Consider the following 24832-nt stretch of genomic DNA (forward strand, 5'->3'; position numbering starts at 1 on the left):
TCAACGACTGGTTGCCAAGGACTTGCCATGCTTCCCGATTACTCCGTTATCGCGTGGGTGTTGATCGTATTTTCTGTTTACCTGACTGGCGTTTCAAAAGGTGGTTTCGCGGGCGGTTTCGGCACGCTCTCGGTGCCACTCATGGCACTGGCGATTAGCCCTACCCAAGCAGCAGGCTTGTTACTACCCCTCTTGCTAGTCATGGATGTATTTGCGCTAAAAGCATGGTGGGGCAAGCAGGCAAACGCCGAGGTATGGCGGTTTTTGCCGGGGTTAGTCATTGGCGTGGTAGTTGGCACACTGCTGTTTGGAAGTTTAAGTGATGAAGGCGTGCGATTGGTGCTGGGCGTAATCTCCGTTGTGTTTGCGGTGTATATGTTGCTGAAGCCTGTCGCGAAGAAGCCGATTTCCACCCGCTGGGCGCTGCCTGCCGCCAGCGTTTGTGGGTTTACCAGCTTTATTGCCCATGCAGGCGCACCGCCGCTGAACATTTATTTGATGCCACGCAAACTCTCTAAAGAGACCTTTATAGCCACCTGCACGGTCATTTATGCGGTGGTGAATGTCATCAAGCTCGGCCCGTATATGTGGCTTGGCGAAGTCAACGTAACAAGCGCCTGGGCGTCGCTACTGTTGGTGCCGGTAGCCTGGATCGGCGTGCGCAACGGGCTGTGGCTGCAAAGCCGCGTCAACGAAGCGCTATTTTACCGTCTAGTGATCCTGGCCATGTTTTTGGTGGGAATCAACCTAGTCTGGCAAGCGGTCGGCTAGCGCGTGCTTAAAGTGCCACCAGCAGAAGCCCACTCAACATGATCAATGTACCAGCGGCTTTTGCCATCGATGCAGGCTCTTTTAGCCACAGCACGCCCATTAATACCCCCACCGGAATGGAGAGCTGGCGCAGCGCCACGACGTAACTCACTTCGTCGGTTAGTGCCAGGGCCATGAGTACCAGGCCATAAGTGCAGGTCATCATCAGCCCTGTGACGACCAGCATCACTAGCCCTTGCTGGCGGATGGCAGGCAACCGGCGACGCTCTGCGGGTAGCAGCATCAGCAGCGGAATCGCCCAGGTTAAGGTCATCACTGCTTGTAACACCATAAACACCGCGCCGGCGGTTAAACTGCTATGGCCTGCTAGCTGCATCAACGCCAGTGCCTGCTTATCTATCAGCGAATAGCCCACCGTGCCTGCGGCTGCCAACAGTGCAAACCCCATGGCTGGTGTTAAGTAGGTAGATAGTCTGCGCGCCTCTGGATGGCTTAGCGGCAGGCAGAGCGCCCCCGCCACCACCAAGGCCATGCCAATGCCATCCGCCACATCCAACGTGCGGTTGCCAAGCAGCGCAATGGATACGAGAGGCACAAGCACCACCGGCAGCGCCCGAGCGATAGGATAAAGAACGCTAACTTCCCCACGCGCATAAGCCCAGGCTAAGCCAGCCATATAGAGCATTTGGCACAGCCCTGAAAGCGCCAGCCATCCCCAAAATGCGTTGGGTAGCGCCGCCAACGATGGCCCAAGCCACACTAGCGGCAGCAACAATGCACCGCCTGCCCCGTAAGCCAAGGCAAAAAAAGCCAGCGATGGTGCATTGCGCTTACCCAACACGTTCCACCCAGCATGCATACACACCGAAAACAGCACTAACGCCAGTGCGGCTGGACTCAAGGCCGCTCTCCTCGCTGTAAACGGGCATTAATGGCATCTACAACGCTTGGCAGCTCGGCGATAGTGGCAATGCTGTAGTGCGGTTTTGATGGAGCAAATTGAGCGGCCACGCGCTCATGGGCTGCACGGCGTTCGCTATCGCTTAGCGCTTGATACTGGCCATAACTCAGCCCCAAGGCGTTGCCTGAACAAGTGAGTGCGACCGTCCACATTCCTGCATGGCGCCCTTCAAGGATGCCGGGGGCGGTATCGTCCACCTTGATACAGGCAGCAACATCACTGATGCCTAACGCAATGACATTGGCCAGCGCCTGGGCGGGGTGTGGGCGACCGTTGGGCACCTCATCGGTGGCCACCACATGATCCACCTTCAGGCCATTATCGGCGGCTAGCGCCACCACCTTTTCCATCACCACGGCCGGATAGCCAGAGCACGAACCTATTTTCAGCCCCTGCCCTCGCAACCAAGTTAGCGTATCAAGCGCCCCAGGAATCACCGCCGAGTGATCGGCAATTTTGGCGATCTGCAGCGGCATAAAGCGTTCATAAAGCGCCGTCACATCGGTATCAGTCGGCAGGTGGCCGACTGCCTGGAGAAAGCGCTCGGCTATCTCAGGCTGATTGCACAGCGTGTGGATATGATCCCATTTGCCCATGCCCATCGGGCCGCGTGCTTCTTCTAGGCTGATCGCCACACCCAGTTCGGCAAAGGCTTCGACAAATATCTGGGTCGGGGCGAAGGAGCCAAAATCGACCAGCGTACCCGCCCAGTCACAAATCACCGCCTGCAGACATTGAGGAGATTGATAGTGCATCAGGCACTCCTTGATTCAGTGAAGAGAGAAACACCCATATTCGTTAGGGCGTCTTGAATAACGCTGAGTAACTGTTCAATCACCGCCGCATCCAATTGGCCAATGCAGCCGATGCGAAAACTTTCGACGTCAGTTAACTTGCCCGGGTAGATCAAAAAGCCACGCGCCTTCAACGCTGCATAGAACGTCTTAAATTCAAACGCAGGGTCGGTAGGGCTCAAAAAAGTGGTGATAATCGGCGATAGCCACTCATCTTCTAAAAGCGTGCTGAAGCCTAACGCTCGCATGCCTTTTACCAGCACATTACGGTTATGGGTATAACGTGTGCAGCGCCCCATCACGCCGCCCTCTTCCCGGTGCTGGGCAAGCGCCGCTTGAAAGGCCACCACCGTATGCGTGGGCGGAGTAAAGCGCCACTGGCCAGTGCGTTCCATGTAATCCCACTGGGCGTGTAAATCCAGACTCAGCGAGTGGGCTCGCCCCTGACCAGCAGCAAGTAGCGTCTGGCGAATGATCACAAAACCAAAGCCCGGCACGCCTTCGATGCACTTATTGGCTGATGAAATCAGCACATCAATAGGCGTTGTTGTCAGACTGATCGGTACGCCTCCAAACGAGCTCATGGCGTCAACGATCAGCGTTTTCCCGTGAGCGCGCACCACCTCAGCGATGGCTTCCAGCGGGTTCAAAATGCCGGAGCTGGTTTCGCAGTGAACTAGAAATACAGCGCTAATGTCAGCATCTTGCTGTAGCAGTGCCGCCACTTCTTCGGGTTGCGGCGGTAGGTAGTCACCTTTGTCCAGCGTCACATAACGGCGGCCCATCATATCGAGCAGTTGAGCAGCCCGCTTGCCGTAAGCGCCGTTCATTAACACCAACACCTTGCCGTTGGGGTCGGTTGCGCAGGCCAGCGCACTTTCAACGGCGAAAGTGCCGCTGCCTTGCATCGGCACGCAGGCATAGGCGTCGCTTGTCGCCTCGGCCATGGCAAGCAGTTGCGCACGCACATCGGCAGTCACACGGTTAAAGTCATCATCCCAGGAGCCCCAGTCACGCAACATGGCTGCTTTGGTCGCCTGGGAGGTGGTTAGTGGCCCTGGGGTTAAGAGGTAAGGCGCTTGTGAATGACTCATCATTTTGGTCTATACCAGATTATAAGCACATATTAGCCGCTGGCGTAGTGGGCTGTTTAGCCCGCCTGACGCCAACGCTGAGCGTTGTTTAAGAGAACGTGGGTAAGCGCAGTGTGGAGCAGTTTAACCACCAGCGAGGTAAGGAAAATCAGCACAGCCATGGCCGCGGCGCTAGCAAAATAGCCCGCCTCGTCCAGATGCAGCACCGCCACTGAAGCAAGCCGCGTATCGCTGTTATAGAGGAACACTACCGCAGACACTGTCGTCATCGCATTGACGAACAGGTAGACAGAAATATCCAGCACGGCAGGTAGCGATACCGGCAATGTCACGCGGCTAAACGTGGTCCAGAACGGTACTTTTAACGAGGCCCCCACGGCTTCAAACTCCGGATCGAGCTGTTTCAGCGCGGTGACAGAGGTAAGGTGACACACCGTATAGAAGTGCACTAGCGTGTTGAGCACCAGAATCGCCATGGTGCCGTAAAGCCAGTTAAGGGGGTTACCTGCCTGGTTGAAAAAGAAGATATAAGCCAGGCCCAGAACCATGCCCGGCACCGCCATGGGGAGCATGGCCATAAAATGCAGGCCTTGGCGCAGCGGTCGATAGCCTTCGCTCTTTTCAATCAGCCACGCATTAAAGAAAATCACCAGTGTACCCACTAACGCGACGCTAAAGGCCAGTTTGAGGGAGTTAAACCACGCCCCCCAGCCACCGCCGGCTAAGCCTTGAAAGGTGTAATGCTGCAGCGTAAACGACAGGTTATAGGGCCAAAACTGTATGAGCGACGCATACACCGCGGTACCAATGACCAGCAGAATAATGCCCGCGACCGAATAACACAGCAGCGCAAACGTCCAGTCTCGCAGCGGGCTAGGCGTTGGCTGCCACGGTACTGCCCGAGCCGAAAGCTGAGCCACTTGGCGTTTCTGTATCCAGCGGTCGACGATGAACGATAGCACTGCGGGCATCAGTAGAATAACGCTAACCACCGCGCCCATTTGGAAGTTCTGCTGCCCCACCACTTGGCGATACACATCGGTGGCGAGCACGCTGAATTGGCCGCCAATAATTTTCGGCACACCAAAGTCGGTAATGGCAAGCGTAAAGACCACGAACAGGCATGAAATCAGCCCGTAACGCACCCCGGGCAGCGTAATCGTCAAAAATGTACGCCACTTCGGCGTGCCCAGTGCTTCTGCTGCTTCATAGAGGCGTGCATCGCTATTTGTCAGCGCAGTGGTTAGCAGCATTAGCGCATGGGGAAAAATCCAGAAACTCATGCCCATCACAATGCCAATCGACCCATAAATCGAATGACCTGCCAGCACATCGCGCAAAACACCTTGGTTACCAAACAGATAAACCAAGCTTATGGCGGGTAGCAACGAAGGGGCTAGAATGGGCAAAATCGCCAACATTCGAAACAGCCGCTTGCCTGGCATGCAGGTACGGGTAATACCGTAGGCGCATAAAAAGGCGAGCCCTGCGACGACCACCGTCGTAGTGAACGCAACGCGCAATGAATTGGCGATCGAATTGACCAGTGCTGGCGTTTGAAAATACTGCACAAAGTTAGCTAGCCCAATAAAGTCGCCGCTACGGTCTTGCAGGCTTTTCACCAACATTGCAAATAGCGGAAACAGCAGGCCGAATACTAACAGCGCCACAGCCGCTAGCAGCACGATCAGGCGTATCAATGCTTCCAGCGAAGGCGTTGCTGCAGGCGCTGAAAATATACTCGCCCTCATGACTGGTTGCTCCCTGCCGGATATAAGCGGGCAGCATCAGCAGGCAGATGGATACCCAAGGTTTGCCCTAGCCTTAATCCTAGTGTGGCGCTATCGCGGCTGGGAACATCAGCCAGCAACCATTGTTCGGTATTGTTAAGACGCAGCGATACCCGCTGAAACGCACCTAAAAACTCAATGCCCATGACATCACCGCTCAGCCCAGTGGTGCTGGCACTAAGCGCGACTGACTCGGGGCGAATGGCCAGTTGAGCTGCTTGGCCTTGCGGGTAGACGTGCGGCAAGCAAGGGCAGGAAATAGTGCCTAGCAACGCGTGGTTATTCGCCTGTGCGGTCACCTCTAGAAAGTTCATGGTGCCAATAAATGAAGCTACAAAAGCGCTGGCGGGCTGGTGGTAGATCTCGGCAGGCGTACCCACTTGTTCGATCACCCCGTGGTTCATCACTACGATACGGTCAGCCATGGTGAGTGCTTCTTCTTGATCGTGGGTCACCATAATGGTGGTCACACCAAGACGCGCCTGTAGAGCTTTGATCTGATGTCGCAGATGACCGCGCACCCTCGCATCCAGCGCAGAGAGCGGTTCATCCAGCAGCAACAGGCCAGGCTCAGTAGCCAGCGCTCGTGCCAACGCAACCCGCTGCTGCTGCCCACCAGAAAGTGCGGCAGGATATTTATGCTCGCTACCGCTAAGGTCAACCAGCGCAAGTAACTCCGCCACGCGGGCATCAATCATCGCTCGATCACTGCGACGGTTGCGTAACCCGTAGGCAACGTTATCGAACACTGTCAGATTGGGAAACAGCGCATAAGATTGGAACACGATGCCAAAATCCCGCGCCTGCGGGGGCAGCATGGAAATATCCTTGCCGCGCTGAATTAAGCTACCTGCTGTTTGCTGAGCTAGGCCTGCAATAGTGCGCAACAGGGTTGTTTTGCCACAGCCAGAAGGCCCTAAAAAGCATACAAACTCGCCTTCCTGAATCTGTAGCGCAATGTTGTCCAGCGCGGTAAAGCTACCGAAACGCTTGGTGACACCATCTATGCTTAGGTGCGCAGAGGGTGAGAGGGGTTTCGCCGCCGAGTGAGCCGTCAGCGGCGATGTCAGTGTGGTCTGCATAACATCTCCAAGCCCCGGCCTTGGCCGGGGCAGCTGTTCGTACTTACTGTTCGGTTTTACCGTCGTAGCGGCGCTGCCACTCTGCCAGCACGCGCTCGCGATTAACTGCGGCCCACTGGAAGTCGGCATCAATCATGCGATCGGTAATGTCCGCAGGATAGTTTTCAATCGGCTGTGCCACACCGGGATAGGCCACCACGGCGTAGCCTTCGTTATAGAGTTCGTTAGCCTCGCGGGAAACGGCCCAATCCATCAGCGTTTGTGCAGCTTCCTGTTTGGCGGTACCCGCAACGATGGCGGCAGCTTCCATATCCCAACCAAGCCCCTCTTCCGGGAAGATCACTTCAATCGGTGCGCCTTGAGATTTTAACCGTGCACCACGGAAGGCAAACGACACGCCAACCACTGCTTCACCGGTGGCCGCTAGGCTGCAAGGAGCAGAGCCTGAGTGGGTGTAACGGGAAATGTTGTTATGCAGACGGTCCATATAGTCCCAACCTTGCTCTTCGCCCCACAGCTGCATCCAGCTGGCTACATCCAGATAGCCGGTACCGGAGGAGTTGGGGTTAGGCATAATCACATGCCCCTCAAACTCAGGCTGGGTCAGGTCTTCCCAGGAGGTCGGCATGGGCACGCCCTGGCGCTCGCCTTCAATAGTGTTGTAGCAAATGGCCGCGACCCAGGCATCCATGCCTACCCACGCAGGGTCTTCACCATTACGGTAAGCAGCATCAATAAATTTAGGATCAAGGTTTTCAACGCCTGCGGGCGCATAGCGTTCCAGCATGTCCTCTTCTTCAAGTACCAGCAGACTAGTAGCGGCTAAGCCCCAGATGACGTCTGCCTGGGGATTATCTTTTTCCGCCAGCAAGCGCGCAGTAATCACGCCCGTAGAATCTCGCACCCAGTTAATGGTGATATTGGGATGGGCGGCATTGAAGCGTTCGGCGTATTTTTGCAGGTCATCTGACTCAACGGCGGTGTACACCGTTAGCTCAGTGGCGCTAGCCACCGAAGTGAAGGCAACGGCAGTCGTTGCAAGCAGAGCAGTTGCAATCTGAGTAGGTTGGAACAAACGGCGAAGTTTCGACATGGTAGGCTCCCAGCGTTTTGGTATAGACCAGAAGTTTGCCGTTGTTAAATGACAGTGCGATGACGCTTGTTTGACCGATTTTTTAAGTTGTTATGTACGCTCAAGCATAAGTTCTTGTGAGGGTTCTTGTGAGGGGGCTCTTGAGCGCCCTTGTCTTCGTAACCTTGTTACTGCTGGCCAGACAGCTCAACACTGATGCATAACGAATCGTGTAACCAGTGCTCTTCGTCATACTCAATAGGGCGCTGTTGATCATCAAAAATGGCACGGCAAATGTTTAGCCCTGCCGCGCCCGGGGCAACGAGTAACTCTTCTGCATCTAATGGCGACAGCGCTTCGGACACCATGCGTATCGAGCGATTGGCCAAGTGATGCCCCCACCGCCCTCTCAACAACCCCCAGAGTGACTGTCCGCTGTAGATGTCTAGCAACTCTGGCGCACGCTCTGGCACCACCCAAAGCGACTCCACCAGCACAGCGCGATCATCCACGTAACGGCGACGGCGAATATGGTGAAACGGCTGATCATCGGGCAGCCCCAAGGCACGGGCAGCCACCAGATGTGAGCGGGTTTCCAGCTTTAGAACCGCCGTGCGTGGTTGCCGCCCCTGAGCCCCCACATAGTCGTTAAAGCCTGCGTCCCGGGTGGGGTCATACACCAGCCGAGCCGGTGAAATAAACCAGCCACGCCGATTGCTGCGGTGAATGAGCCCTTCCCCCTCCAGTTGCGCTAAGGCTTGGCGCAACGTAACGCGGGTCGTAGAGAAGCGCTCTGCCAACACTCGCTCAGCGGGCAATTTGCCTTCCCACTGCGTGGCATGCTGGGTAATTAAATAACGAAGCTGTTCCGTTAACTGTAAATAGTAGGCATCAGGCATGCGCCGATTTTCCTGATAGATCGTTGGCCGATGAAGCGTCTGTCGACGCTGCCATCCGCCAGTCTAAGCGCTGCCACCCTTCTACACTAGCCACCTCCGCCAGCACGGGGTCAGGGTTAACCGCCACCGGGCAGTCGACATACTGCAGCAGCGGGATATCGTTGCGGGAATCCGAGTAGAACGTTGTGTGGCTGGGAGCAATTTTTTGCTCGGTTAACCACTGCTGAAAACGCACTACTTTCCCCCCACGGTAAGAGAGCACGCCTTTGCTATGGCCGGTGTAGCTTGCCCCGCTTGCCGCATGTTCGACACTTAGCTCTACCGCCAGCACATGATCAATCCCTAACATCGTCGCAATCGGCGCGACCAGGTGATGCGATGACGCAGAAATGAGGACGAGGATATCGCCTGACTGGCGGTGCGCGTCCAGGCAGCGCCAGGCTTGATCAAAAATACGGGGCTGCAAATGAGTAGCGACAAAGCGCTCAACTTCTTTTTGTACATCTATTACTCGGCGGCCCCGCAGCGGCGCCAAGGTCATTGCCAAGTACTCCTCTAGCTTTAGCTTACCGGCATGATAAGCCTGCTGCATCTGTTCGGCACGGGCTATAAAGATCTCGGCATCACTGATCCACCCCTGCTCAATCATCCATAAATTCCAGCGGTCGCTGCAGTCTCCATCCAGGAGGGTGTCATCAAGATCAAACAGAGCGAGGCGCATGTGGCACTCCTTTTTTCGCGAGTTCGGCGGCGCCGTAGGGTATGCCAACGATGATGACAGGACGATGACGCCATTGATGAGAATGGAAATTGCTCGCCCTACCTGTCAATAAAATGGCTTAAGGGGTTAACCACATTGAGGCAAACTCATCGGCGGGTAGCGGACGACCAAACCAGTACCCCTGAGCTTCGCTACAGCCCATTTGTGCGAGCAAATCGGCCTGGGCAGGGCTTTCAACTCCTTCTGCAAGGGTTTTCATATCAAGCGTGTCAGCCATGGCAATAATGGTTTGCACAATCGCCCGATCATGGTGGTTATCGAGCATGTCACGCACAAACGAAATGTCTATCTTCAACGCATCCGCAGCGAAGCGCCGTAAATACGAGAGCGATGAGTAACCCGTACCGAAGTCATCAATAAACAGCGCGTAGCCAGCCTGACGCATAGCCTGAGTAATTGTGACCGCCTGATCGGGATCACGCATAAAATCACTTTCAGTCAGTTCAAGCGCAATGCTGCCCGGAGGTACACAGGCGGTTAGCTTAGCCACATGTGCGGTTAGCTGAGGATCGGCAAATTGTTGCGCTGAAATATTGATTGAGAGCCTACCTGGCAGTGGCATATTGCTAGCCTGCCAAACACTTAACTGACGTGCCGCTTCTTCTAGCACCCAGTCTCCCAGCATGCGGATCAAGCCACGCTCTTCCGCCAGAGGAATGAACTCGCTGGGGCTTACCCAGCCCCACTCAGGGTCAAACCAGCGACACAACGCTTCAGCCCCCGTCAATGTTTTGCTAGCAAGACTAAACTGGGGTTGGAAGTAAAGTTGTAGACGCCCTTCAATAATGGCTTGATGCAGGCGCTCGGTCATCCATTGCCGGCGTTCCAGCGTCTGACGCATCGCCTGTGTATAGGGGCATACGCTATTATCACGGCGTTTTGCGTGATGGAGTGCAATACTGGCTGCGTTAAACAGCTCACCGGCCTCCGATACATCGCTTGGATAGCTGGCTACCCCAATACTGACGTCGAGATTAAAAACACGATGCCCCAGCTGGATGGGGCGCCTGATTACCTCGCATAGCTGAAACACTACTTCTTGAAGACGAACATCCTCAATGTTGGGTAGCAGTATCGTAAATTCATCACCGGAAAGTCGTGCGACAGCGCTTTTAGATAGGCTAGCTTGCCTCAAGCGCTCGGCTACGGTTGCGAGTAACTGATCTCCTACCTCGTGGCCATGTAAATCATTTACCTCTTTAAAGCGTCGGATATCCAGCAGCAGCAGTGAAAGAGAGTCACCCTGACTAGCTGCCTCTTTTCCCATACTGGCCAATAGCTCCATAAAGCGCGCACGATTAGGTAATCCTGTTGTGTTATCTGTGTAGGCAAGACGATGTATGTGACGATGATCACGGCGACGTTCAAGCTCACCGGCAGCACCAGTAGAGAGAATTCTCAGCACGGAAGTTGCAAACGCATTGGTCGTCAGTGGTGTTTGATAAAACACCATCATCACGCCGATGGCATCGCCCTTAGCATTATCCAAGCGGCGGCCTATCCACGCCTGGGTACTTAATGAGGTTCCCGGCAGCGTAAACGCATGGCCACTTTGAACAACGCTCTCGCCTTCAAACACGACTCGTTCAGCAGGCGTTCCCTGCAGCATAAACGTTTGGTTATCTATTAACTGGCCATTCGTGACTAAACTAACGGTCTGGGCTGCTGTTGCGGGTAGCACCGCGTTTATCTTATTAGATGCTCCCAAAAGCTGTGGAACAGGTTGATCCAATAACGCGATAAACCCAGCATCTGCTTCTAATAACGTGGCTAACGTGATGATCAACTGGTGGAAGTAATCGTCTCCTACGCGTGAGGTAACTGTAGAGGCTACTTGTACCACCGCATCCTGCACGCGTTGTGATTCGTGCTGGTCGGTCACATCTGAGATAAAGCCCTCGAGATAGGCAACATGGCCATCATCATCGATAACAGCTTGCCCTTGCTCCCACATCCAACGGTAACTGCCATCCCGATGGCGCAATCGGTACACCACGCGATATGGCTGACGCTGCTGGATTGCCTGTTGTGCTGCTAGATGAACGCGATCTTGATCGGCTTCGTGTATGAGGGAGGCAAAACTGATGAGTCGATTATCTTGTAATTCGTCCGGATGGTAGCCCGTGAGCGCCTCAGCCCCTTGGCTGACCAACTGCATCGTCCAGTGTTGATCATTTAGGCAACGGTAGGCCATACCAGGAAGGTGATTAAGCAATGTGTTTAAACGCCGCTCACTCTCTCGGGCCAATTCTTCACTTTGACGAAGCGCTTGCTCGGCTTGGCAGCGACCAAGCTCTGCCCCCGCTTGAGCAGCCACAATGCGCAAAATTTCGTTTTCAAGTCCATCAAGCTGCATCGGTTTATTGCTTAACACCGCTAAGATACCAATGGCCGAGCCATCGGATGAAAACAGAGGCAGTCCCATGTAACTCTCTGCACCCAGTTGGCTGAGTAGCTCGTCTTTAGGAAAGCGCGCCTGAACATCGCAGGCATACAAGCAAGGTTCTCTACCTAAAACCGTTTCACAAGGCGTTCCAATGAGAGGATAAGCGACATTTTCCTGATGATGATTATTTGACCAAACGGCCAACGTTGTGGCCATATGAGGCTCGGTGACCGCAGCGATCAACGCATGATCAATCCCAAGCAGTTGGGCAAGTTGCTCGACAAGCGTCGTATAAAAGTCAGGTCTTCCACTACGTCCTAAACCTTCCGCCAACTGACGGAAAATCTCCGACGCTTCGTTTATGGTGTGCATTGGAGCACTCACTTTTGTCATCGTAGAGCAGCTGCCCACAGAGCACTGTTGTAATAAGCTGTTGCAATAAAATGCAGCGGGCTACAGCATAAACAGTTATTTTACTGATGTACCACGCCTATCTATAACCCTGCTAAACAGACGCAGGCGCTATGATTGATAACTTAGCACATAACTTAGTGGCTGCTCGCTACGCTGGACAGCACGTTTAGGGGTAATATGACGAGCCGTTCAACAGAAGATGAAACACTTTATACCTCGCTTACTAATGGGCTTCCCAGTTTTCTTGGTAATGCGTTATTACGCTCGGCCAACCTACCTTCGCTTCCTGCTATTGCCATGCAAGTGCTTGAAGTAGCGCGCTCCCCTCAGGCTTCTCTGAGTGACTATGCTCATGTTATTGAACGCGACCCTGGGTTAACGGCCCGCCTTATTGCGGCCGCGAATAGCGTGCACTACCTTCGTTCAGCTCATCCTGCACAAACCAGTTTGGAAGCAACCCAGCGACTGGGATTAGACGCAACGCTCGCCACCGTATTGAGCTTCACTCTGTTTCCCTGGCCACCCACAGAGAACGCAGCTCTACAAACTTGGCGACGCGCCATTGTTGCCGCCGTGGTAGCAAGTAAGCTGGCTCACCAACTCTGCCCCGAACAGGTTGGCAGCGCATTCACGCTTGCCCTACTGCAGGATATAGGCATTTTCGCGATCCTCACCACCTACCCAGACGAGGCCGAGGCACTATACGCTGAAAGCAAAGTGTCTCACGCACAGTTAGTCAACGCTGAACGCCGCCACTTTGGCAGTGACCACACACTGATTGGCGCTTGGTTAGCCGCCAAGTGGGGGCTACCGTCCTCAATCGTGCATGCTATTGACCAAAGTCATGACGGCTTTTTAACCGATGACATGGCAACACTCTGTCTACGTTTATCCGGTTCAATCGCCGATGCATGGCTCAGCCCTGAACCAAGCACCACCTTAGCAATGTTGCTTAGGCAGTTAGCGGTCACAGAAACACTGCCTACGAATGTCATTGAAGCGCTTTTCCATCACTTGTCAGAACAAATTGATTTATTAACAGATATTCTGGATCTCACCGTACCCGCTCCGGTGAATAGTCAAACACTGCTGGCGGACGCACAGCAGTTGCTCTATCAACACTCTTTGACGCTCACCGCACGATTAGATGCTCAGCAACAGCAGCTGGATACACTACAGTTGCATAATTCTGCATTAGAAGAACGCAGCCGTATTGACCCACTAACTCAATTGGCCAACCGTGCGTGGTTAGAGCAGCAACTCCAAGAACGTTTTGCGCTTTGCAATGAGCAAGGCCGCACAATGTCAGTGGTGTTTATCGATTTAGATCATTTCAAAGTGCTTAACGATCAATATGGCCACCAGACAGGCGACTTAATTCTGGAACGTTTTGGTAAGATACTAGCGTCATTAACTCGCTCAGGCGATTTGGCTGGGCGCTATGGCGGTGAAGAATTTTTAATTATCTTGCCCGATGAGACCGCTCAAACCGCGAGACAGTTAGCCGAACGCATTGCTCTGTATTTAAATGAGCAACCTATGTTGGAAATTGACCAAGAAGCACTGTATATCACTGCATCTATGGGCATTGCGTGTTTAAGCAATGGCAACTTCAGCAATGAACGGGAGCTGATAGATGCCGCCGACCAGAGCATGTATTTCATCAAACGCTCTGGCCGCCGGGGCATCTCCGTTCATGGCCAAGATTGACCGTTAGTCGTCTACTATCTATTCAGTGCCTGGGGTAGATACAAGGCGATTTCAGGGAAGAGATGCATAAAAGCAATCGCCAGCAGCATCAGCAGAAAGAATGGCAGTGTTGCTTTCGTGATGGTGACAATATCTTTACCAGTGAGTCCTTGAATGACAAATAGGTTAAACCCCACAGGCGGCGTAATTTGTGACATCTCGACCACAATCACCAGATAGATACCAAACCAGATCAGATCAAATCCAGCGGCGCTAACCACTGGCATAATGATGGCCGTGACTAGCAGAATCAGTGAAATACCATCCAAAAAACAGCCCATGATCAACAGCAGCACCGTTAAGGCCACTAGCAGCATCGTAGGAGATAGACCCATTTCACCAATCGTGCGAGCTAACTGCATAGGCACTTGAGTAAAGCCCATCGCAGAGGTCAAAAATGACGCGCCAGCAATAATAAAGGCGATCATGCACGCGGTACGTACTGCGGCAAATAACGAGCTGGTAAAAATGTCTCGATTAAAGTGGCCATTAAAATGCGCAATGACCATCGACAGCACGACGCCTACCGCGGCAGCTTCTGTTGGTGATGCTAGGCCGCCATAGATCGATACGATAATACCGCCAATAAGCAGCAGGATTGGCACCAGCGACCAGGTATTGCGCAGCTTCTCAACAAAGCTCATGCCCGACTCATCAGCGCCGGTTAAGCCGTTTCGGTTACCTTTCAATAGGGCCCACAGCACCAGATAGGTCATAAACATGGCCAAGATCATCAGCCCTGGCCCAATGCCTGCCATAAATAGCCGGGTAATGGACTGTTCAGTCACCACGCCATAAACAATCAGTACGATGGAAGGCGGAATCAGCAAGCCTAGCGTTGAAGCGCTGGCCAATGTACCAATCGCCATGTTGCTGTCATAGCCGCGGCGTTCGAGTTCTGGCAGGGTCATTTTCCCCACCGTTGCACAGGTCGCCGCTGAAGAGCCACATACGGCGGCAAACATGCCGCTGCCAATGATATTGGTGTGAAGTAAACGTCCTGGCAGGCGATTTAACCAGGGCGACAAGCCACGAAACATATTGTCGGCAAGACCTGAGCGAAACAGAATCTCACCCATCCAGATAAACATCGGCAATGCCGTTAAATCCCAGCCATAGCTTGCTCCCCAAAAATCCGAGGCAAGAATAGGGCCGGGGTCGAAGGGACTAAAAAACTGAAGAGCAACCCAAGCAGTGCCAATCAGAGCAAAGGCAATCCAGACGCCACTGCCTAACAGCACCACGAGGGTAAAGATGGTAGCCAAACTAAGTAATAGCACGAGGGTGTCTCCTGGGTAGCGTCTTAATGCGCTTCGTTGTCGTCGATGGCGGTTGCTTCACGGAAGCTCGCAGGGTCGTGGATAGCGATACGCAGCGCTATCCACAAGGCTTCCAGAAGTGCCAATGCCAAGAGCCCTACCCCAACAACTAATACCGATTGCGGTATCCACAAGGGAATCGATAAAAAGCCTGACGATACATCGTTATATTGAAGGCTTTCTCTTGCCAGTCCAATCAAGCCATAGGTCAGCAAAAGGCTGATCACTACCGCAATGAGCAATCCAAACACCTCAAACCAGACGCGTATGGCAGAAGGTAGACGCGAGATAAGCAGCGTCACCCGAATATGCGCATGGTGGACAAAGGTGTAGGCAAGCCCAAGAAACGTTGCCCCGACTAACAGATAAGACGCCATCTCAGAAACGCCGGTTATGCTCACGCCGAGTCGGCTAAGGCCAACCAAAACAAGCAGCGCATCTACTAACCGAAACGTGACCTGCAGTGCGATAAGTGCACAAATAGCCACCATACACGCGGCAGCACCCCAAGCACCGAGGCGGTAGAGTTTGTCGAATTTAAACATCATGTTCGCAGTCTCATTGAGCGCGTGGGTGGTAAGGGCGGCATAAACAGCCGCCCTTAAAGCCAGCATTACTTAAAACCAGCATTAGTTGTTAAGACTCAGTTACCGCGTTGTTCGCGATAGTTCTCTAAGGCTTGTTTTGCGTCTTCGTCAGCACGGGATTCCCAGTCGGCAAACAGCTCATCGCCCGCCGCTTGCAGAGCAGCAGAGACCGCCTCATTAGGCTGAGAAACTGAAATGCCATTTTCCTTCAGCGCCTCCAGGCTAGTTTCATTGTTCTCGCGGCTCATTTGCCAGCCACGCTCTTCAGCCCGAGCAGCCGCTTCCATCAGCGCGTCTTGGGTAGCTTCATCTAAACGATCAAAGCTGCGCTGACTCATAAACACAATATTCTTAGGCAGCCACAAGTTGGCATCGGTGTAGTCGGTCACATAGTCCCAGGCTGCCATGGAGTTACCGGTAGAACTGGACGTAATCATGGCATCCACACGACCGGTGCTAAAGGCAGTAGGAATATCAGACTCTTCGGTTTCTGTCGGGCTGCCACCTAAATTATCAACGAAACGCTGAGTATTAATATTTGGCGCACGCACCCGCAAGCCGTCGAACTGACCGGGATCCGTTAACGGCGCAGAGGTGTAAATGCCCTGCGCTGGCCAAGCGACAGCATACAAAGGCACCATTCCTTCATAGGCAAACAGCTCAGTAATCATCGGCTTAGTGGCTTCCCACAAGGCATAGGCATCTTCATAGCTACCGGCCACCCCCGGCAGCGTATCAACTTCGAAAATAGGGTCATCATTGGAAAGAACAGAGAGGAACACTTCGCCAGCATCAATCGTACCGCGGCGCACCGACGGCTTAATTTCACCATGTGAGACCAGCGAACCACCGCTGTGCACCGTAATGGTTAAGTCACCGTTTGTGGCCTCAGCCACATCCTCTGCAAACTGTTTATTGTTTTGGGTATGGAAGCTTGCATCACCATAAGGCGTTGCCATGGTCCATTCAGCCGCATGGGCCGTGGCAGCCAAGCTACAGATAGTGACTAGGGCAAGGGGAGTAAAAATGCAGTTACGCATAGGAGCATTCCTCTTATTTGTAATATTCGTGGAGGCTCACTTAGATTTAGCAGAAGTAATGGCGCATTACTTCTACATTTTCTATAAGCCACATCACAACATAGCTCATATGCGTTCAAGGCAGATAGAAGCCGCTTTTTTGTTTCAAGCATCACGTCACTGAAAAATCGTGCTAATTAAAGCTGTACATTAGAACTTGCAGAACAACTTAGAGATCTTCGAATTGCATAGGCTCCTTAATCGTTTAGTCACTTCATCCTTTTTACAGGCTCACGCGCCGCTCGTTGCATCAAAGCTGACACTTTTTAAAGAGAAGCAGCTGCCCGTGCTGCCTGGTCATACAGGCCTGACATTGCACGTAAAATCCCTGCCACTTTACTGATTTCTGCACGTTCTATACCCATCGATGTAAGCGAATCAATTAGACAGGCTTCACGGATTTCGGCATAACGGCTACAGGCATTTCGTCCTTGTTCAGTAGTACAAAAGTAAGTTTCCTTACCTTGTTTTTCACCTTTAACGAGATTGAGTTTAACTAACTTTCTCAGCGCATACGTAACAGTATGAGTGTCTTCTACATTTAGCACGAGGCATATATCAGCTTGACGCTTTGCACGTTCACGATGGCTGACACTATGCAGAACCAGCACATCCAACGTCCCCAATTCTGGATAGCCAGTAGCGGTCATACAACGCACCATCCAGCGATTGAAGGCATGGCTCGAGATGATCAAACCGAATTCAAGTTCAGACAACTCTTTCGCCTTGTGTGATAAGTGCTCCGACGAAACAATCGGCCCACGCCCACCCGCTACCATTTGCTCTACATCTATCATTAATACCTACCTATTTATTTTGCATTGTTAATCCATATTAGCAGAGCGGACACCCGCTAATTGAACCATAGTCCGCGGTTTTAGGGGCAGCTAGCAACTCGTTTTCGATATCAAAGGTTCTTCTACCATTAAAAAAAGAGGGTAAATCGTACAATTGACACGTGAACACTATGCAGATAATTTACAGATAAATCATATAAAAAATATAGGTATATTACTGTGCCTCATCATGATCATCCTCCCCTACTGTCCGTTCAATCGCTGGATATTGCCTTTGGTTCCAACCGTGTCGTCAAAGACCTTTCGTTTGACCTATACGCTGGCCAGACACTGGCAATTGTAGGCGAGTCGGGATCAGGAAAATCCATGACCTCGCTGGCCACGATGGGCTTAGTTCACTATTTGAATGCCACCATCGCTAAGGGCAATATCCTGTTTCGTCGTAGCCCAGACAGTAAACCGATTGATTTAACGCAACTTTCTGATAAGGAAATGCGTAAAATTCGTGGCAAAGAGATCTCAATGATCTTTCAGGAGCCGATGACGTCGCTGAACCCGGTCTACACCATTGGCGATCAAATCACCGAGGTACTGCTGCTGCATGGCGATTACACCCGAGCCACCGCCAGAGAAGAGGCATTAAGGCTGCTACGCATTGTGCGTTTAGCTGATGCAGAGTCCCTACTCAAGCGCTACCCTCACCAACTCTCCGGCGGTATGCGTCAGCGGGTGATGATCGCGATGGCACTTGCCTGTAAGCCCAAGGTACTGGTTGCTGACGAACCCACCACTGCGCTGGATGTCACCATCCAGGCTCAAATCCTGGCTATCATCCGCGACCTCCAAAAGGAGCTGGGGATGGCGGTTATCTTTATCACCCATGATATGGGCGTAGTCGCAGAGGTCGCCGACCACGTTGTCGTAATGCGTAATGGTGAGAAGGTGGAAGAAGCGGACGTCAGCACCCTCTTTGCGTCCCCCCAGGCTCCTTATACTCAAGCACTGCTGGCTGCTGTTCCAACATTGGGCAGCATGCAAGGTCAAACGCTGCCACGTGCCGAGCCACTGGTTATTTTTGACGGCAATAAAATCATCACTCAAGGCGAGCCGACGGTACAGGATACCGTTCGCACTCAGGAAACGCCGGTGGTAAGCGTCAAGAACTTGGTAACGCGTTTCGATATCAACAAAGGTTTTTTTGGCGGCGTCAGCCACCGCGTCCACGCAGTAGAGAGCGTGAGCTTTGATATTTTCCCTGGCGAAACGCTGGCATTGGTCGGAGAGTCAGGTTCCGGAAAATCTACCATTGGCCGCACCATTCAGCAGTTGCAGGAGAGCACCAGCGGCGACATCGTCTTTTCCGGCAAAGCTGTTACGGAAATGTCACGCAGCGAGAAAATGATGCTACGCCAACAGGTGCAGTACATTTTCCAAGATCCCTTTGCTTCACTAGACCCGCGTAAGACCGTAGGTTTTTCTATTGCTGAGCCTATTCATACCCACCGATTGATGAGCGATCGAAAACGCATCCAACTGCGAGTTAACGAGCTGTTAGAGCGTGTTGGTCTTCAACCAGAACATGCTAATCGCTACCCGCATGAGTTTTCAGGTGGCCAGCGGCAGCGTGTTTGCATCGCTCGGGCTCTGGCCTCGAAACCCAAGTTGATTATTGCCGATGAAGCGCTTTCAGCACTGGATGTCTCGATTCAGGCGCAAATTATTCATCTGATGATGCAGTTACAGCGCGAAGAGGGACTCGCGTACCTCTTCATCAGCCATGATATGGCTGTGGTTGAAAAAATGAGTCATCGCGTCGCGGTGCTGCATCTGGGACAGATTGTTGAGATGGGACCACGCCAGCGAGTATTTGACTCCCCTCAGCACACCTACACTCAGAAACTACTTTCTGCCGTACCAGTGGCTGACCCTCACTACCGTCGCGAACACCTACTGCTGGAGGGAGATATCCCAAGTCCTATTCGTAAGGTAGGGGATGAGCCAACGGTGTTCTCCTTAGACGAAATAGAAGCTGGTCATTTCGTCTCACGTGGCGGCGCTTCGCACTGCCTGTAGTCATCCGCAGTAAACATCAACAATAAGCTTTTGGAGAACTGTAAAATGAAAAAGACAACACTGTTCCAAGCCTGCACATTGGCGGCCGCCATGGCGACAGCAACTGCCAGCCACGCAGGCTCGCTGACGATAGCCTCGCCACAAGACCCAGGCAGTTGGGATCCTATTGACACCTTTTTGGTTAACTGGGCCTCGGTAGCCACCAATATCTTTGATGGACTAACCTACCGTGGCCCTGATCTTGAGCTGGTTCCTGGGCTAGCCACAGCATGGGAAGAGCTGGACAACGGTACGCGCCTACGTTTCACGCTACGCGAAGGCGTTGTTTTTCATAACGGAGAACCGTTCAACGCCGAGTCGGTCAAGTTCACCTTTGATCGGCTACTTGGCGAAGAGGGCGCACGCGGTCCACAGCGCTCGAACTACACCGCTATCGAACGTGTCGATATTGTTGATGACTACACCGTCGACTTCTATTTAAATGAACCCGACCCCGTATTGCTCACGAAGTTAGCTGGCTACGGAGCCATGATCGTGCCTCCCGGTTACATTGAGGAGCATGGCGACGATTATTTTAATACCCACCCTGTAGGCACTGGTCCCTTTAAAGTAGTCGACTACACGCCACGTTCTGATGTGCAACTGGAAGCATTTACCGATCACTGGGGCGGCACGCCCAAGCTCAATAGCGTCACCTATCGTTTCATCTCTGAGCCATCTACGGCCGTCGCCGAGCTGCAGGCAGGACGAATCGACATTGTGCTTCCACCAACCATCCCTATCGGCATGATTGGCGCGATCAACGATCATCCCAATACTAAGGTAGTCAGCGTCGCATCACCGACGGTAGAAGCGCTCCGCTTTGATACCCAGTCTGGTATCACCGCCGACGAGCGTGTGCGCCAAGCCATTATCATGGCAGTGGATCGCCAGGCGATTGTTGATTCCATTCTGGCTGGCGAAGGAAACGTTATCGCCAGTTTCCAAGGCAGCCAATCGTTTGGATTCGATTCGGAACTAGAGCCTTATCCTTATGACCCTCAGCGCGCCCAAGAGCTGCTCAGGGAAGCAGGCGTAGAACCAGGGGCTACGCTCCAGATTGATGTTCGTGGCAATGACTCAACCTTTGCCGAAGTTGCTCAGGTGGTTGCCGCCTATCTGCAAGGTGTAGGACTCAATGCTTCCATTCAGCCTTATGAAACCAATGTGCTACTCAATGACATCATTCCAGCAGGACGCACCGGTGCAATGTTTCAGCAGAAGTGGGGCGGCTGGACGTTTGACTACGACAACACTGCTTACCTGATGTATCACACAGGCGAACGCTGGAACCCTTACGACAGCGATGAACAACTAGACGAGATGCTCAACGCACAGCGCGGTATTTTGGACCGCGATGCGCGCGAAACGCTACTGCAGGATATCGCTCGCTATACCCAGGAGCGCGCACTTGAAATGCCACTTTATAGTTTGAACGCTCTGTACGGCGTGGGAGAGCGGGTAGAAAATTTTGAACCGGCGCCCGATAACCGGATACGCCTGACCAACGTCGACGTCTCTGAATAAGTCCAATTCGCCGCCGCCATGAACGGCGGCGGCCATTTGTTTATCGAGAGGGAGGCCACGTGGCCAAGTTTCTTTTCTACCGATTGCTACAAGCACTATTTGTGCTAGTAGCCGTAACGCTGATCGTTTCGTTTGCGATTCGCCTTACAGGCGATCCGGCGGTGATGCTGGCACAAGGCGCTGGAAGTATCACCGAGGCGGACCTCGAACGCATTCGCGAAGCCCTGGGCCTGAATCAACCGTTTTTGGTCCAGTATCTAGAGTTCCTTAAAGGGTTGTTTACCGGTGACCTGGGGCGCAGTTTTATGGGCGGTACGCCGGTAAGTGAGCTGGTCGGCCGAGCTCTGCCTGCCACGCTGGCTCTCGCCTTCGCATCACTTGTGGTGTCTATTGTTGTTTCGATTCCGCTGGGTATTAAAGCTGCTGTTTCGCGTGGCAAATGGCCCGATCAGTTGATTCGTATTCTATCGCTCGTAGGGCTTTCTTTTCCGAACTTCTGGCTCGCCATCATGCTGGTGCTGCTGCTTTCGATTACCTTTAACTTGCTTCCTCCTAGCGGCATGGAAGGGTGGCAAAGCTTTATCATGCCAGCAGCGACGATGGGCATTATTTTGACAGCAACCAACGTGCGTTTGGTAAGAACCACGATGCTGGAAACGCTCCGCTCACAGTACATCATGGTGGCAAGAGCTAAGGGCCTTTCCAACTCCGTCGTGCTCTATAAGCACGCTCTGCGCAACTGTTCGATTCCCCTAATCACCTATTTTGGCTTGCAGTTCGGCGGGTTACTCGGCGGTATCGTCGTGGTTGAACGAGTGTTCAATTGGCCAGGACTTGGAACATTGGCCTTCGATGCCGTGGCCGCCCGTGACTATCCAGTGCTACAAGGCGTTATCACAATCCTCTCGCTGATGATTATCTCCATCAATCTGCTGGTCGATATCGCTTACGGCTTTGTCGATCCGCGCGTGCGTAAGAGCTAGGTGCCATTATGTCGGTAAATTCTCTTGATTTGGAGCGTTTCAAAAGCTTCGAGTTCATCATGGGTGCCCTGCTAGTCGGCGGTATTACCTTTGCAGTGCTATTTTCAGGCTGGCTATTTCCAGGCGGCGGAAGCGGCGTTAATCTCGCCATGCGGTTAACCCCGCCACTCGCCGATGGCAGCTTCCCGCTCGGTACGGACCCATTGGGCCGCGACATTCTCGCTCGGGTCATTATCGGTGGTGAAATTTCACTAAAGGTGGGGTTCTACTCTGCTCTGGGAGCGGTTGTGTTGGGTATCGTCATGGGACTGCTTTCGGGCTACTACGGCGGTATTGTTGATATGATCGTCATGCGTTTTGCCGATGTGCAGCTCGCGCTTCCTTTCATTCTGCTCGCCATCACGTTTATCGCGGTCATCGGGGGCGGACTGACCAATATGATTATTCTGCTGATCGTCTCTCAATGGGTGCAGTACGCTCGTCTGGTCAGAGGGTCGGTACTGTCACTTAAAGATCGCGAATTTATTCTTTCAGCCCAGGCGATTGGCGTGCGCGACTGGCGTATTCTCTTCCAGCACCTGCTTCCCAACCTGCTTGGTCCGGTGATTGTGCTAATGACGCTCAATGTGGCGAACAATATTCTACTGGAAAGCAGTCTCACCTTCCTGGGACTAGGCGTCGATCCAGTGATCCCCAGCTGGGGCGGCATGCTGGCTGAAGGCCGTACCTATCTCCAAACTGCCTGGTGGATCAGCGTATTTCCTGGTGTCGCGATCCTACTCACCGTGCTGGGTCTTAACCTGCTTGGCGACTGGCTACGCGATACCTTAGATCCAACGGGGCGGACGTCACAATGACACTACTGCTAGACACCACATTTGAGCGCAGCGTCGATGCGCTCGTGGCACAGTATCAGCGCCAGCTATCACCCGGTGATGAGCTGACTGCCTGGGTTTTCGATGACCAATCCACTCGACAACACGCCGAACAGTTACTTGCTCAGCACGGTATCAAGGCACGCTTTTACAGCGCCTATAAGCCGCTAATTCACTACTTTATTGAAAGCATTAACGAAACGCTCGGCGATTGCCCACTGCGCGCAATACATATCCGCTATCCTGCGCCCGAAGAGTCACCCCAACGTTTTCTGCTGGAAGCTTATCCTCTGGCCGGGCTACTCGAGAAGCAGGTGGCGCTGACCTGGGAAGCAGTGCCTTGCGCAACCCAAACTGCGCTCTATCACTATGAACTGACGCTGACCAACGACGCTGGCCAGCACGAACAAATCAGCGTCGCTGCTCCCAACCGGCGCCACCTCGACCATGTAAATACTTGGCAACTCTCCCCTTGCGGCTGGATTGCTTGGCGCACCGCGAATGGCGAGGGAGATAGTACGTATTACACCTGCGATTACGAGCGTCTGTTTGAAGTGGCAATGGAGACGATTATCCAAACGCCCTGGTCAACCAAGCAGCCCTTTTTCGAAGAGCTGAATATCAGCGTTAACCTGCCGATCCAAGACACATCACTACCTTTTGGTAGAGAGCACATCAGCCTCACCGAAGGTATGCATGAGGAACTCTACTTTTCGCTACTAGAGTATTATCAGTGCCATGCCGGTTTACCACTAGGAGATCGTTCGATTCAGCCTGGGCAGATTGTGCCGGAAATTCGTAACTGTCCTGAAAAGCCAATGTCACTGGTGATCAGTCTACGGCCGCTATGTAAATCTATAGCCCCTACTCAAGGTGATATTGCGCTTGATACGGCTCCGCATCCTCCCAGCGTTCCACAAATCACCAAGCAGTTGGAAGCTCTCGGCGGCGACATTATCAACGCCAAGAGTCGCTGCGGGCGCTTACTGTCTGCACGTTATCGTCAAGGAAGCGACCGTGCAGTAATGATTAGCGCTGCGCAGCATGCTAATGAGCCTTCAGGCATCGTTGGCGCCCTTCGTGCTGGGCGTGACCTAGCGCTGCAAGCGGGCACACACTTTGTGCTTTCACCTTTAGAAAACCCCGATGGCTACCGTCTACAGCAACGACTAGTCGCTGAGCAGCCAACCCATATGCATCATGCGGCGCGTTATACGGCCTTTGGCAACGACTTACAGGCACAAGCGGCCAATGGTGAGTTCGAGCTTGCCATCCGTGAACGGGCCAAGGCGTTAAGCGGCGCCAATCTGCATATCAATTTGCATGGCTACCCTGCGCATGAATGGACTCGCCCCTTAACCGGCTACATACCACGTAACTTTGAGCTATGGTCAATCCCCAAGGGCTTCTTTCTCGTCATCCGCTATCATCAAGAGTGGGAAACGCAGGCCCAAGCGTTACTAGAGGGGGTTACCGATCACCTATCAACCGTACCGGGATTGGTTGAGTATAACCAACGCCAAATCGAGGTTTTCGAGGCTCATGCCGGTAGCTTGGAGTTCTTGACGCGCCACCATATCCCCTACTTGCTAACGCCTGACGACCAACAGCTGACCCCGCTACAGCTGATTACTGAGTATCCAGACGAGACGATTTACGATGACGACTTCATTATGGCGCACCAAGTGCAGTACGAGACCGTAATGAGCGCCTATCGCAGCTATCAGTCTATGATGCTCCCTTGCACGCAGGGTTGAGCT

The 24832-nt window shown here is 53.1% G+C and carries 20 protein-coding genes; 7 read left to right on the top strand and 13 right to left on the bottom strand.

Translation table 11 applies throughout. From position 1 onward, the window contains the following. Positions 1 to 27 precede the first annotated feature (27 nt). On the top strand, positions 28 to 771 hold the full coding sequence (locus ACN06F_RS16130) for a sulfite exporter TauE/SafE family protein (RefSeq protein ID WP_038478810.1): 744 nt from the start codon (positions 28 to 30) through the stop codon (positions 769 to 771). Between the two features lie 7 nt (positions 772 to 778). Here the strand turns inward: ACN06F_RS16130 and ACN06F_RS16135 are convergent, their stop codons facing one another. The 9 genes from ACN06F_RS16135 to ACN06F_RS16175 all read right to left on the bottom strand — a co-directional run bounded on the left by ACN06F_RS16135 (position 779) and on the right by ACN06F_RS16175 (position 12002). Next, entirely contained in the window at positions 779 to 1672 is an 894-nt protein-coding gene (locus ACN06F_RS16135; RefSeq protein ID WP_095603647.1) for an EamA family transporter, read from the bottom strand. Further along, positions 1669 to 2487, bottom strand: coding sequence for a phosphonoacetaldehyde hydrolase (gene phnX / locus ACN06F_RS16140; protein WP_038478816.1), 819 nt, complete (start codon positions 2485 to 2487; stop codon positions 1669 to 1671). Before phnX ends, ACN06F_RS16135 begins: the two co-directional genes overlap by 4 nt. Next, positions 2487 to 3623: a 2-aminoethylphosphonate--pyruvate transaminase gene (locus ACN06F_RS16145; RefSeq protein ID WP_038478820.1), complete on the bottom strand. Its 1137-nt coding sequence runs from the start codon at positions 3621 to 3623 to the stop codon at positions 2487 to 2489. The genes phnX and ACN06F_RS16145 overlap by 1 nt, the downstream gene beginning before the upstream one ends. Positions 3624 to 3676: 53 nt before the next feature. After that, positions 3677 to 5371 carry a putative 2-aminoethylphosphonate ABC transporter permease subunit gene (locus ACN06F_RS16150; RefSeq protein ID WP_038478822.1) on the bottom strand — a complete coding sequence of 565 codons (1695 nt, stop codon included), beginning with the start codon at positions 5369 to 5371 and terminating at the stop codon, positions 3677 to 3679. Next, entirely contained in the window at positions 5368 to 6492 is a 1125-nt protein-coding gene (locus tag ACN06F_RS16155) for a putative 2-aminoethylphosphonate ABC transporter ATP-binding protein (RefSeq protein WP_038478825.1), read from the bottom strand. The genes ACN06F_RS16150 and ACN06F_RS16155 overlap by 4 nt, the downstream gene beginning before the upstream one ends. A 43-nt stretch (positions 6493 to 6535) precedes the next feature. Continuing rightward, positions 6536 to 7585: a putative 2-aminoethylphosphonate ABC transporter substrate-binding protein gene (locus ACN06F_RS16160; protein ID WP_095603645.1), complete on the bottom strand. Its 1050-nt coding sequence runs from the start codon at positions 7583 to 7585 to the stop codon at positions 6536 to 6538. Between the two features lie 167 nt (positions 7586 to 7752). Beyond that, complete coding sequence (locus ACN06F_RS16165) at positions 7753 to 8463, bottom strand: UTRA domain-containing protein (RefSeq protein WP_038478831.1); 711 nt, start codon at positions 8461 to 8463, stop codon at positions 7753 to 7755. Beyond that, positions 8456 to 9184: an HAD family hydrolase gene (locus tag ACN06F_RS16170; protein WP_433924297.1), complete on the bottom strand. Its 729-nt coding sequence runs from the start codon at positions 9182 to 9184 to the stop codon at positions 8456 to 8458. Before ACN06F_RS16170 ends, ACN06F_RS16165 begins: the two co-directional genes overlap by 8 nt. 118 nt (positions 9185 to 9302) lie before the next feature. Continuing rightward, positions 9303 to 12002 (bottom strand): EAL domain-containing protein, encoded by a 2700-nt coding sequence (locus ACN06F_RS16175; protein WP_433924298.1) that lies wholly within the window; start codon positions 12000 to 12002, stop codon positions 9303 to 9305. 219 nt (positions 12003 to 12221) lie between these two features. Here ACN06F_RS16175 and ACN06F_RS16180 point away from each other — a divergent pair, with 219 nt between their 5' ends. Then, positions 12222 to 13754 carry a diguanylate cyclase gene (locus ACN06F_RS16180; RefSeq protein ID WP_433924299.1) on the top strand — a complete coding sequence of 511 codons (1533 nt, stop codon included), beginning with the start codon at positions 12222 to 12224 and terminating at the stop codon, positions 13752 to 13754. Positions 13755 to 13768: 14 nt separating this feature from the next. Here ACN06F_RS16180 and ACN06F_RS16185 read toward each other — a convergent pair whose 3' ends face one another. The 4 genes from ACN06F_RS16185 to ACN06F_RS16200 all read right to left on the bottom strand — a co-directional run bounded on the left by ACN06F_RS16185 (position 13769) and on the right by ACN06F_RS16200 (position 17575). Further along, the gene (locus ACN06F_RS16185; protein ID WP_038478843.1) at positions 13769 to 15073 is read right to left on the bottom strand and encodes a TRAP transporter large permease; all 1305 of its coding nucleotides are present in this window, start codon (positions 15071 to 15073) and stop codon (positions 13769 to 13771) included. 23 nt (positions 15074 to 15096) lie between these two features. Then, complete coding sequence (locus tag ACN06F_RS16190) at positions 15097 to 15660, bottom strand: TRAP transporter small permease (protein WP_038478846.1); 564 nt, start codon at positions 15658 to 15660, stop codon at positions 15097 to 15099. Between the two features lie 95 nt (positions 15661 to 15755). Next, a complete protein-coding gene (locus ACN06F_RS16195) occupies positions 15756 to 16739 on the bottom strand; it encodes a TRAP transporter substrate-binding protein (protein ID WP_433924300.1) in 984 nt (327 codons plus the stop codon). A 305-nt stretch (positions 16740 to 17044) separates the two neighbouring features. Continuing rightward, the gene (locus tag ACN06F_RS16200; protein ID WP_433924301.1) at positions 17045 to 17575 is read right to left on the bottom strand and encodes a winged helix DNA-binding protein; all 531 of its coding nucleotides are present in this window, start codon (positions 17573 to 17575) and stop codon (positions 17045 to 17047) included. 219 nt (positions 17576 to 17794) lie between these two features. On the opposite strand from ACN06F_RS16200, the gene ACN06F_RS16205 reads away from it, so the two are divergent. The 5 genes from ACN06F_RS16205 to ACN06F_RS16225 are packed head-to-tail and all read left to right on the top strand — an operon-like array spanning position 17795 to position 24829. Continuing rightward, entirely contained in the window at positions 17795 to 19648 is a 1854-nt protein-coding gene (locus tag ACN06F_RS16205; protein WP_120386228.1) for an ABC transporter ATP-binding protein, read from the top strand. A 45-nt stretch (positions 19649 to 19693) separates the two neighbouring features. After that, positions 19694 to 21214: an ABC transporter substrate-binding protein gene (locus tag ACN06F_RS16210; protein WP_120386227.1), complete on the top strand. Its 1521-nt coding sequence runs from the start codon at positions 19694 to 19696 to the stop codon at positions 21212 to 21214. A gap of 59 nt (positions 21215 to 21273) precedes the next feature. Continuing rightward, positions 21274 to 22197 (top strand): ABC transporter permease, encoded by a 924-nt coding sequence (locus ACN06F_RS16215; protein WP_120386226.1) that lies wholly within the window; start codon positions 21274 to 21276, stop codon positions 22195 to 22197. A gap of 8 nt (positions 22198 to 22205) precedes the next feature. Continuing rightward, entirely contained in the window at positions 22206 to 23054 is an 849-nt protein-coding gene (locus ACN06F_RS16220; RefSeq protein ID WP_120386225.1) for an ABC transporter permease, read from the top strand. Then, positions 23051 to 24829, top strand: coding sequence for a peptidase M14 (locus tag ACN06F_RS16225; protein ID WP_433924302.1), 1779 nt, complete (start codon positions 23051 to 23053; stop codon positions 24827 to 24829). Before ACN06F_RS16220 ends, ACN06F_RS16225 begins: the two co-directional genes overlap by 4 nt. The last annotated feature ends 3 nt before the right edge of the window (positions 24830 to 24832 follow it).

The organism is Vreelandella sp. 21, assembly GCF_050995515.1.
GTDB lineage: Bacteria > Pseudomonadota > Gammaproteobacteria > Pseudomonadales > Halomonadaceae > Vreelandella > Vreelandella alkaliphila.